This is a genomic window from Pseudomonas sp. NFACC39-1 (genome assembly GCF_900110355.1).
GTDB lineage: Bacteria > Pseudomonadota > Gammaproteobacteria > Pseudomonadales > Pseudomonadaceae > Aquipseudomonas > Aquipseudomonas tehranensis.
On sequence record NZ_FODL01000016.1, the window covers coordinates 1 to 9,818 of the forward strand.

The 9,818-nt window shown below is 60.7% G+C and carries 9 protein-coding genes; 1 reads left to right on the top strand and 8 read right to left on the bottom strand.

The features are described 5' to 3' along the window. Positions 1–367: 367 nt before the first annotated feature. The gene (locus BMY45_RS23920) at positions 368–1,081 is read right to left on the bottom strand and encodes a FadR/GntR family transcriptional regulator (RefSeq protein ID WP_092402407.1); all 714 of its coding nucleotides are present in this window, start codon (positions 1,079–1,081) and stop codon (positions 368–370) included. Positions 1,082–1,178: 97 nt separating this feature from the next. On the opposite strand from BMY45_RS23920, the gene BMY45_RS23925 reads away from it, so the two are divergent. Then, the gene (locus BMY45_RS23925) at positions 1,179–1,922 is read left to right on the top strand and encodes a FadR/GntR family transcriptional regulator (RefSeq protein ID WP_092402410.1); all 744 of its coding nucleotides are present in this window, start codon (positions 1,179–1,181) and stop codon (positions 1,920–1,922) included. A gap of 127 nt (positions 1,923–2,049) precedes the next feature. On the opposite strand, the gene BMY45_RS23930 is transcribed toward BMY45_RS23925, so the two are convergent. The 7 genes from BMY45_RS23930 to BMY45_RS23960 all read right to left on the bottom strand — a co-directional run bounded on the left by BMY45_RS23930 (position 2,050) and on the right by BMY45_RS23960 (position 9,369). Continuing rightward, on the bottom strand, positions 2,050–2,772 hold the full coding sequence (locus BMY45_RS23930; RefSeq protein WP_092402413.1) for an oligogalacturonate-specific porin KdgM family protein: 723 nt from the start codon (positions 2,770–2,772) through the stop codon (positions 2,050–2,052). A 138-nt stretch (positions 2,773–2,910) separates the two neighbouring features. Then, entirely contained in the window at positions 2,911–3,678 is a 768-nt protein-coding gene (locus BMY45_RS23935) for an ABC transporter ATP-binding protein (RefSeq protein WP_092402417.1), read from the bottom strand. Positions 3,679–3,688: 10 nt separating this feature from the next. Next, positions 3,689–4,528 carry an ABC transporter ATP-binding protein gene (locus tag BMY45_RS23940; RefSeq protein WP_092402419.1) on the bottom strand — a complete coding sequence of 280 codons (840 nt, stop codon included), beginning with the start codon at positions 4,526–4,528 and terminating at the stop codon, positions 3,689–3,691. Between the two features lie 11 nt (positions 4,529–4,539). Then, positions 4,540–5,448, bottom strand: a complete 909-nt coding sequence (locus BMY45_RS23945) for an ABC transporter permease (protein WP_047230516.1) — start codon at positions 5,446–5,448, stop codon at positions 4,540–4,542. Then, positions 5,448–6,485, bottom strand: coding sequence for an ABC transporter permease (locus BMY45_RS23950; RefSeq protein WP_047230517.1), 1,038 nt, complete (start codon positions 6,483–6,485; stop codon positions 5,448–5,450). Before BMY45_RS23950 ends, BMY45_RS23945 begins: the two co-directional genes overlap by 1 nt. Before the next feature lie 35 nt (positions 6,486–6,520). Next, positions 6,521–8,143 (bottom strand): ABC transporter substrate-binding protein, encoded by a 1,623-nt coding sequence (locus BMY45_RS23955; protein WP_092402421.1) that lies wholly within the window; start codon positions 8,141–8,143, stop codon positions 6,521–6,523. Between the two features lie 71 nt (positions 8,144–8,214). Next, positions 8,215–9,369 (bottom strand): mandelate racemase family protein, encoded by a 1,155-nt coding sequence (locus tag BMY45_RS23960; protein WP_092402423.1) that lies wholly within the window; start codon positions 9,367–9,369, stop codon positions 8,215–8,217. Positions 9,370–9,818: the final 449 nt, after the last annotated feature.

Below are 9,818 nucleotides of genomic sequence, written 5' to 3' on the forward strand. Positions count from 1 at the left end.
TCTGTCTGAAACGGTGATGTTGGATGGGCCGCCGTCTTCGCGAGCAGGCTCGCTCCCACAGGGGGATCTGTGGCTGGCATAGAATCTGTGAACACTGCGATCAAAAACTGTGGGAGCGGGCTTGCTCGCGATAGCGATCTGTCTGAAACGGTGATGTTGGATGGGCCGCCGTCTTCGCGAGCAAGCCCGCTCCCACAGGGGGATCTGTGGCACGCACAAAATCTGTGAACACCTGCAATCAAAAACTGTGGGAGCGAGCCTGCTCGCGATAGCGGTCTGTCTGGACCGGTGATGTTGGATGGGCCGCCGTCATCGCGAGCAGGCTCGCTCCCACAGGGTGGTGTGGTGGGCACAGGTTTTGTGGAGGTTATTGCGTCGTCGAGTCAACCACTCCCCGCACCCGCTGCAGCATGTTGATCAAATGCAAGCGCATCGAAGCCCGTGCCGCTTGCGCATCATGGCGCGCCAACGCGGCATAGATCTGTTCGCGCTCACGAATCACCAAGGCCCGATTCTGCGTCGTGACAGCAGGCCCGGCCTGTTGCACAACGGCGATCAGGGTGTTGCCCACATGGGTCATGGCATCCATAAAAAAGCTGTTGCCGGTGCACCGGGCGATCTGCAGATGAAATTCAAAATCCAACCGGGCGCTTTCGTCATCCGTTGCCTCAACAGCATGCGCAGCATCGAGCGCTGCGCGCATCGCCTGCAACTGTTCCGGGGTCGCCCGTTGGGCGGCGATGCCGGCGGCTTCGACTTCCAGACTCTGGCGCAATTCGATCACCGCCAGCGCGTCGTACGCGCCACCTTTGACGTGCTTGCTGCCCTGGAAGTCTCCCGGGCGGGCGGTGTCGACTACAAAAGTGCCGATGCCGTGACGCGTTTCCACCAGGCCTTCGGCCTGCAGCCGCGACATGGCTTCGCGCACCACCGTACGACTGACGCCACGGTCCTTGATGATGACCTGCTCGGTCGGCAGTTTGCTGCCTGCGGGCAGTTCGCCGGCCAGTATCTGCTGCGTCAGGTCGACCACCAGTTGCTGGGTCATGCTCAGGCGTCGATCGGGTGTGACACGGTCCATTGCACCTATCCATTAAAGCCAGACGATCGCGGCATTATAGCCGCGACCTAACGTCGAAACGCACTATAATGCCGGCTGATCACACTAGAGCAAGCCGATGACGGACCAAGCGTTATCTCCATTGAATAAACCGCGCCGCCTCGCCGAAACACTGGTGGACCGCTTTGCCCAGCGCATGCGTGAAGGCATTCTCAAGCGCGGCGAAAAGCTCCCCACCGAAGTGCATATCATGGAAGCCGAGGGCGTCAGTCGTTCGGTGGTGCGTGAAGCGCTGTCGCGCTTGCAGGCGGCGGGGCTGGTGGAGACGCGGCATGGCGTCGGCACTTTTGTCCTGGACATGCCGGCGCCGGAGGGTTTCACCCTCGGGCCGGCGACGATTGCCACGTTGTCGGATGTGCTCAACCTGCTGGAGTTTCGCCTGAGCCTGGAAGTCCAGGCCGCCGGCATGGCTGCCGAGCGCGCTACGCCCCAAGCCCTGGCCGAACTGGCCCAGGCGCTGGAAGCGTTGCTGCAAGGCCCGGAAAAATCCGGCACCACCATCAATGCCGATTTCCAGTTCCATCTGAAAATCGCCAAGGCCGCCGGCAATTACTACCTGATCGACATCATGAAGCACCTGGGTACCAAGCTGATCCCACGGACCCGGATGAACTCCGCCTATTCCGGGCAGAGTGATCGCAGCGCCTACCTGCAGGGGATCAACGCCGAACATCAACAGATCTTCGACGCCATCGCCAGTGGTCATGTCGACGCGGCGCGGGCGGCCATGTACCTGCATTTGAGCAATAGCCGCATGCGCCTGTGTGAAACTCAACAACGGCAGGCTTTTTACAACGAATAATGCCCACTGATTCTGTGGGAGCGAGCCTGCTCGCGAAGGCGGCGGCACACTCAACATAGATGCCAACTGATCCGACGCTATCGCGAGCACGCTCGCTCCCACAAGTTGATCCCAGTGTTCACACAACTTAGAAGAAGCTGTATTTAACACCGACCCGCAGCCGCAACTGGCGATCGCTGTCGACCGAGTTGACTTTGATATCGCCCACTTCAAAGAACGGTGCCCAGCGTTTATCCCACTGATATTTGACCACGGCGTTCTGTTCATAGTCGTCGGTGCCGCCGTCATAGCGAATATAGTCGGCATCGAAGTAAGTCAACTGATATTCATAGGCCCACGGTCCTTGGGGGCCATAGTTGATATAAACATCGTAACGGTTGACCGTCTGATCGTCCTGGCCGTTATGCGGCACGTCACGGTCGATCTTGTCGCGGTCCAGCTTGGCTGAATCCAAACGGTAGCGACCGGCAATGCTCAACTCTTTGGTCACGCGGTACCCCAGACGCAGGCCCAGTTTGTAGGTGGTGGATTCTTCGTCGCTGTCCAGGGCCAACGAGGGCGTCAGCATCCAGCGATCATTGATCTTGTGCTGGTAGTTGACGGTAAATTCGTGACCGCTGCCGACGGTATTGTCGAAGGCGACGTCTTGCCGGTCACCGGCGGTCTTGTATTTGAGTTCACCCTCCAGACCCAGGCCGCTGTCCAGCCGAATACCAAACTTGGCACGGTCGGCGTGCATGCGACTTTTTTCCGCATATTGGTGGCGCACATTGATATAGCCGGTATCGGCCTGAGCAATAACCGAAGTAAACAAGGAAGCGAGAGAAAGTATTACCAGTGTTTTTTTCATGTTTTTTATTCTTGTTGGTTGAACGGGTTAGTTGGGTTAAACGCTAAATCACAGGCGAGCGCGTGCGCGGCATTGAAACCTGGGGTTCAACGTCTTTTGCGGGTTAAAACAAGTGCAACTGATGAATCAGGGTTTAATTCAAACGGCGATAGGGATGCCTTGTATGTCTCGACTGGCCTGCACCAGTAAACGGGTATAAGCGTGCGTGGCACCGTCACTCGCCAGAAGCTGACTGTCGAGGGTCTCCACCACCCTGCCCTGCTGCATCACCGCGACCCGATCGCACAAGTGCGCAACCACCGCCAGATCGTGGGTCACCATGAGGTAGGTCAGGCCTTCCTGGCGGCGCAAGTCGGCCAGCAGGTTGAGAATTTCCGCTTGCACCGAGACATCCAGCGCCGAGGTCGGCTCGTCCAGCAACAGCACCCGGGGACGCAGGATCAACGCACGGGCGATCGCCACGCGCTGACGCTGGCCACCGGATAACTGATGCGGGTAACGAAAGCGGAAGCTGTCGTTCAAGCCGACCTTGCGCAGGATCTCGCTGACCTTCTGCGCACGCCCGTCGATGCCGTGAATGCGCAACGGTTCCTGCAACGCGGCATCAATGGTGTAGCGCGGATGCAACGAGGCGTAGGGATCCTGGAACACCATCTGCACCGTACGGTAGTGGTTCAGCGGCAGATTGCGGGTCACGGTCTGGCCGGCGACCTGCAGTTTCCCGGTCCAATGCTGATACTGCCCGGCCAGACAGCGCAGGACGGTGGTCTTGCCCGAACCGGACTCCCCTACGAGGCCGAATGCCTCGCCTTCAGCAACACTCAAATCGACGTCATGCAATACCGCGTTCAGTGCCGCGCCGGTGCCAAAACAAAGACTCAGGCTGGCGATTTCAATCATGCTCATGACAGGCTCCTCAAGCATTCAACCACTGTGGGTCACGCTGCAACACCGGCAGCGTGGCGCGCCGATGATCCAGGCTCGGCAGTGCGGCCAGCAGGCCACGGGTGTAGGGATGGCTGGCTTGATCAAGGTCGGCGGCGGCAATCGACTCGACCACGCGGCCGGCGTACATCACCAGCACGCGGTCACAGAAATGCCGCACCAGATTCAAATCGTGGCTGATGAAAATCAGCCCCAGATCCCGCTCGCTGACCAACTCCTCCAGCACGTTGAGCACCTGACGGCGCACCGACACATCCAGGGCAGAAGTGGGTTCGTCGGCGATGATCACCTGGGGGTCGGTGATCACCATCATGGCGATCATGATGCGCTGGCCCATGCCGCCCGAGACCTCGTGCGGGTAAAAATCGTAGACCCGCTGAGGGTCGCGGATGTGGACCTTGGCGAGCATGTCCAGGGCGCGTTCGCGAGCTTCGCGATGGGGTACTTTGTGATGGGCCAGGTACGCCTCGGCGATCTGTTCGCCGACCCGCACCACCGGGTTCAGCGAGTACTTGGGGTCTTGCATGATCATCGACATGCGCGCGCCACGAATCGCCTGGATCTGCTTTTCGCTGGCGGCCAGCAAGTCGATATCGGCAAAACGCAACGTCTTCGCGGTGACCCGCGCCGTCGGCGGATGCAGACGCAAGAGACTGCGGCCAACGGTGGACTTGCCCGAGCCGGACTCACCGACGATGGCGAGTTTTTCCCGGCCCAGGGTGAACGACACGTCACGCACCGCCAACGAGGTTTTGCCGGCGTTGCGAAATTCCACACACAAGTCCTGTACGGCAAGTTTTATCTCAGTCATGGGGCGGCTCCTCAGGATTGGCTACGTGGGTCAAGGACGTCGCGCAAACCGTCACCCAACAGGTTGAAGGCCAGGCTGACCAGCATGATCGCCGCACCGGGTGCCGCCACCAGCCACCAGCTTTCAAGCATGTAGCGCCGCCCGGTGGAGATCATGGCGCCCCATTCCGGCAACGGTGCCTGGGCGCCGAGGCCGAGAAAGCCCAGGGCGGCAGCGGTGAGAATGATGCTCGCCATGTTCATGGTCAGGCGGATGATCACCGAGGACAGGCACATCGGGATAATGTGGCGCAGGATGACCCGGGTACTCGACGCGCCCTGAAGCTGCACCGCCACGACGAAGTCAGCATTGCGCAGCGGCAGGGTTTCAGCGCGGGCGAGTCGGGCAATCGGCGGCCAGGCGGTCAGTGCGATGGCGATCACCGCATGCTCAAGGCCCGGGCCAAGGGCGGCGATGAACGCCAGCGCCAGGACCAGACTGGGAAACGAGATGAAGATGTCGGTGATGCGCATGAACAGGCTGTCGACCCAACCGCCGAAGTAACCGGACACCGTGCCCACCAGCAAGCCGATCGGCCCGACAATCACGGTCACCAGCAAAACGATGTACAGGGTGATGCGCGAGCCGTAAACCAATCGGGCGAAGACATCGCGACCGTATTCGTCAGTGCCGAACCAGTGGACGCTGCTGGGTGCTTGCAGCGCCCCGGCAAGGTTCTGCAACAGCGGATCGTGACCGGCAATCCATGGCGCGAAAACCGCGACCAGCATCAGGGTCGAGACGACGATCAGGCCGGCAAAGGTCATCGGGTTGCGCAGCAGAAAACGCAGCAGGCGCAAGGCACTGACGGCCATCGCTGCCGTACTTGAAGATGGCAGCGCGGCACTGCCGGCTGCGCTGGAAGCAAGGGGCAGGTTCATTAGCGTGTCCTCGGGTCGAAGATCTTGTACAGCGCGTCGCTGATCAGGTTCAGCGTCACGAAAATGAGGCCGATCAGCAGGACACAGGCCATCACCGCGTTCATGTCGCCAAGCAAAAGGCTGCTGGTCAGGTACTGGCCGAAACCCGGCCAGGCGAACACGGTTTCGATCAACACCGCACCTTCCAGCAGACCGCCGTAGGCCAGTGCGACGATGGTCAGTAATTGCACGCGGATGTTGCCGAAGGCATGACCCCAGACGATGCGCCGCTGGGACAAACCCTTGACCCGGGCGGTGATGATGTATTCCTGGGACAACTGCTCGAGCATGAAGCTGCGGGTCATGCGGCTGATGTACGCCACCGAGTTGAAACTGAGGATCACCGCCGGCAGCAGGATATGTCGCAACGCACTGCGAAAGGCTTCCCAGTCGCCGGACCAGGCGGTGTCGATCAACAGCAGCCCGGTGTGTTTGGGGATCAGCCCGTCATAGGCCAGGCCGATGCGCCCGACGCCACCGGCCCAACCCAGCCAGGCGTAAAACACCAGGAAGGCCATCATGCCGATCCAGAAAATCGGCGTGGAATAACCGAACAGCGTGATCAGCCGCGCGATATGGTCCCCGGCACGCCCCTGATGGGTCGCGGCGTAGACGCCCAGCGGCAAGCCCGCCAACACGCCGAACAGAATGGCCAGGGTGGCCAGTTCCAAAGTGGCCGGGAAGACCCGGGCGATGTCGGTGATGACCGGGTTGCCGGTCAACAAGGCCATGCCGAAATCACCGTGGAGCAGGTCACCGAGGTAGATGGCGAACTGTGTCCACAACGGCTTGTCCAGGCCCAGCTCTTGATACACCTGGGCGTAGGCCGAGGCGTCGGCGTCCGGGCCGACAATGGCCAGCACCGGGTCCAAGGGCATGACCCGTCCGATGAAAAAGGTCAGTAGCAGCAGCCCCAGCAGCGTCACTGCCACCGACCCGCTGCGCCGGGACGCCGAAGCGACCCGGGATGTCCAGATTGAAAAGGATGCAGTCGACATGTTCATTCCTGCCTTGGCCGTATCGGCCGTCGATTTCAGCGCTGCTTGTAGACGTCCCGAAGACGCGTGGTGGCGGCGGTGTGGCCGATGTAGTTGCGCACGTCCGCATGGATCACCACTTCGTCGACCATCTGTGAAACCGGCATGATTGCTCCGGCCTGCTGGTCGTAGAGGGTCTGGATCTGCGCGTACATTTGCCGCTGGCGCTCGGGGTCTCGCTCGCGCTCAGCCTGTTCGATCAACTGATTGAGCTGCGGGTTGAAGAACGAGGTGCGCCAGCCCTGGAAGTTGCTCAGCTTGGCTTCGGTGCGGTTGTCCGGGTTGTAGACCAGGGCGCGCAGACTTGAGTGGGGATGACGCTCCGCCCCGCCACCACCACGACCGACGAGGATGTCGAACTGGCGGTCGCGCATTGCACCGTAAATCTGATTTCCCGTGCCGGTGATGATGGTGGCCTGGATACCTGCCTGGGCCAGTGTCGCTTGCAGGCTGGTGGCGATGTTGATGAACGGCGGATCGGTCAGCGAGCGGATGCTCACCTTGAAGCCTTCGGCGTGCCCCGCCGCTGCCAGCAGACGTTTGGCCTCGGCCACATCCAGGCGATAGCCCGGATCTTCCAGGCGTGCCGGCAGCCCCAGTTGCATCGGCCGCTGATTGATCACCCCGTAGTGCGGCATCACCACATCGTTGATGCCCTGGTAGTCGATCAACAGGCGGATGGCCTGGCGCACGCGGATGTCCTGGAACAGCGGCTGTTGCATGCTCATCGCCACGTAATACAGCGTGCCACGGGCGATGCTCTGGATGCGCACCTGGTCGACCTTGCCCAGCGCCTTGATGTCGGTGGCCGCCATGCCTCGGGCGACGTCCAGATCACCGCGCTCCACCATCAGGCGCAGGGCCTGAGACTCGGTCATGTTGCGCATGATCACCCGGCGCAACTTCGCAGGGCCGCGCCAATAGTCGTCATGACGACTCATCAGGATCACGTCGTTGGCGCGCCAGATGTCGAGCTTGAAGGCTCCGGACCCGGCGGTGTGGGTCGCCAGCCATGCGGCGCCCTGATCGTCACCGACCTGATGTTGCAAAGCGACCGAGCGATCAATGATGAAGGCGCTGGGAGAGGTCGCCAGAGTGTTAAGCACCAGCATCGGGTCGGTGCTGCGCGGCAGGTCCATGACAAAGGTATGCGGGCCTTCGGCGCGCATCAGTTTGCTGACGTTGTCGGCGGTGAAACCGTAGGCTTTCCAGGTCGAAGCCAGGGCGCGGTTGAGGGTGACCACGCGCTGTAGCGACCAGGCCACGTCTTGCGCGGTGAGCGGTGCGCCTGAGTGAAAACGCACGTCATCGCGCAACTGAAAGGTCAGGCGCATGCGGTCCGGGCTGACTTCCCAGCTTTTGGCCAGGGCCGGGATCAGCGTGTCCGGTTGCGCCGCGTCCTGCTCCAGGAGCATGTCATAGACGTTGGCGTTGACCTCGGCGACCTCCAGGCCGGTTGCCGCGGCCGGGTCCAGGGACAGCAGGTTGATCATGCTCATGCCCACCACCAATTGGTCGGAGGGCGTTTCGCCTTGAGCCAGGCTGACGGGCAACTGCACGGTGCACAGGGCCACAGTGACACACAGCAGCCTGGTCAGGCGCTTGGGCCAGAGTTTCATGGTTCAGTCCTTTCTTATATTTATAAAGACTTGTCGTCCGGGCAGCTATGGGCCTGGGACGTGGTGCGCGATCAATGTCGAGACAAGGTATTGGCTTCGATATACGCGAAGTTGATGTCCTCGCCCAACCCTGGCCGATCAGACAGGTGCACAAAACCGTCAGCGTCCATCGGGTCAACGATGCTATTGAGGTGTGCCGGGACATCTTCGTAGTCGAGAAACGGATGCAGCAGGCCGCGTTCATACCAGCGGCAGTTGCTGATGGCGCCCACCACCGCCAGGTTCGCCGCGCCATTGCCATGGACTTCGCAATCCATGCCGAACGACTCGGCCAGGTGCGCTACCTTCAGACACGGCCCGATCCCCCCGACCCCGGCCACACCGGCGCGCAGGATGTCACACGACTTGTGGGTGACCCAACTGGCGCGGCTGTGGAACTTGCCGGCGATACTTTCCGGGCCCAGTACCGGGATGTCCAGGTTGGCCGCCAGCCAGGCATAGGACTCCGCGGAGTCTTCCATCATCGGCTCTTCGAACCAGGCAAAATTGAGTTTCTCCAAGGCCTTGCCGATGGTCAGCGCATCCATCCGGCTGTACCAGTGGTAGCCGTCGAGCATCAATGCGATGTCCGGACCGACTGCCTCACGCACGGCGGCGCAGGCTTGAATGTCCATCTGCGGATTCGGCGCGAAGGAAATCGGTGGCATCCAGGTGTGCAGCTTGATGGCCTTGTAGCCGCGCTGGACCAGCTTTTCGGCGAATTGGCCGTACTCATCCGGTGTCGACAAACCACCCGGCAGATCATCGCCACACATCGTTGAACCGTACGCGGGCACCTTGTCGCGATAACCGCCAATCAGCTTGTGTACCGGCAACTTGAGCTTGCGCCCGGCCAGGTCCCACAGCGCTTGCTCCACCAGCGCCAACGCGCGGTCGGTGAACTGCCCGGCACTGCCGCGCTGCCAGTGCGCCAAGTCTTGCCAGATGCTTTCGCGGTCCATTGGGTCCCGGCCTATCAGCACCTTGCGCACAAAGGATTCGATGATGTGCGGACGAATCAACTCAGGCGGACCGAAGGCATAGCCCTCGCTGCCGTCGTCGCAGCCAATTCGCAGCAAGGCCATCTTGATCAGAACCTCCTCGCCCGGATGAGCGTGACCGGCGCTGTCTTGAGCGCGGCGCGAAGGGGTGGAAAAGACTTCGACGTGAACGCCTGTGATTCTCATAGGGGAATAACACCATGTGCTGTGATTTTTATTTGTATGTCGTCATACAACGTAGCTGATTATTCGGACGTTTCCGTCAGACTGTCAACCCGTAAATCAAACAAAAACCAACAGATGGTGGGATTTCCATAGCGAAGAGGTTATTTCTCGCATCAAAAATAACAGAAGTCGTCATACCACAACGCCAAAAATAGGACTTGGACAGACAAGAACACCGGCTCCCACAGGGGGATTTGTGGCTGGCATAGAATCTGTGAACACCGCGATCAAAAACTGGGAGCGAGCCTGCTCGCGATAGCGATCTGTCTGAAACGGTGATGTTGGATGGGCCGCCGTCTTCGCGAGCAAGCCCGCTCCCACAGGGGGGTCTGTGGCTGGCATAGAATCTGTGAAACCGCGATCAAAAACTGTGGGAGCGAGCCTGCTCGCGAAAGCGGTCTGTCTGTACC

Excerpts from the sequence above, each read along its gene's own strand:
- BMY45_RS23920 (WP_092402407.1), bottom strand. The coding sequence starts at position 1,081 with ATGGACCGTGTCACACCCGATCGACGCCTGAGCATGACCCAGCAACTG.
- BMY45_RS23925 (WP_092402410.1), top strand. The coding sequence starts at position 1,179 with ATGACGGACCAAGCGTTATCTCCATTGAATAAACCGCGCCGCCTCGCC.
- BMY45_RS23930 (WP_092402413.1), bottom strand. The coding sequence starts at position 2,772 with ATGAAAAAAACACTGGTAATACTTTCTCTCGCTTCCTTGTTTACTTCG.
- BMY45_RS23935 (WP_092402417.1), bottom strand. The coding sequence starts at position 3,678 with ATGAGCATGATTGAAATCGCCAGCCTGAGTCTTTGTTTTGGCACCGGC.
- BMY45_RS23940 (WP_092402419.1), bottom strand. The coding sequence starts at position 4,528 with ATGACTGAGATAAAACTTGCCGTACAGGACTTGTGTGTGGAATTTCGC.
- BMY45_RS23945 (WP_047230516.1), bottom strand. The coding sequence starts at position 5,448 with ATGAACCTGCCCCTTGCTTCCAGCGCAGCCGGCAGTGCCGCGCTGCCA.
- BMY45_RS23950 (WP_047230517.1), bottom strand. The coding sequence starts at position 6,485 with ATGTCGACTGCATCCTTTTCAATCTGGACATCCCGGGTCGCTTCGGCG.
- BMY45_RS23955 (WP_092402421.1), bottom strand. The coding sequence starts at position 8,143 with ATGAAACTCTGGCCCAAGCGCCTGACCAGGCTGCTGTGTGTCACTGTG.
- BMY45_RS23960 (WP_092402423.1), bottom strand. The coding sequence starts at position 9,369 with ATGAGAATCACAGGCGTTCACGTCGAAGTCTTTTCCACCCCTTCGCGC.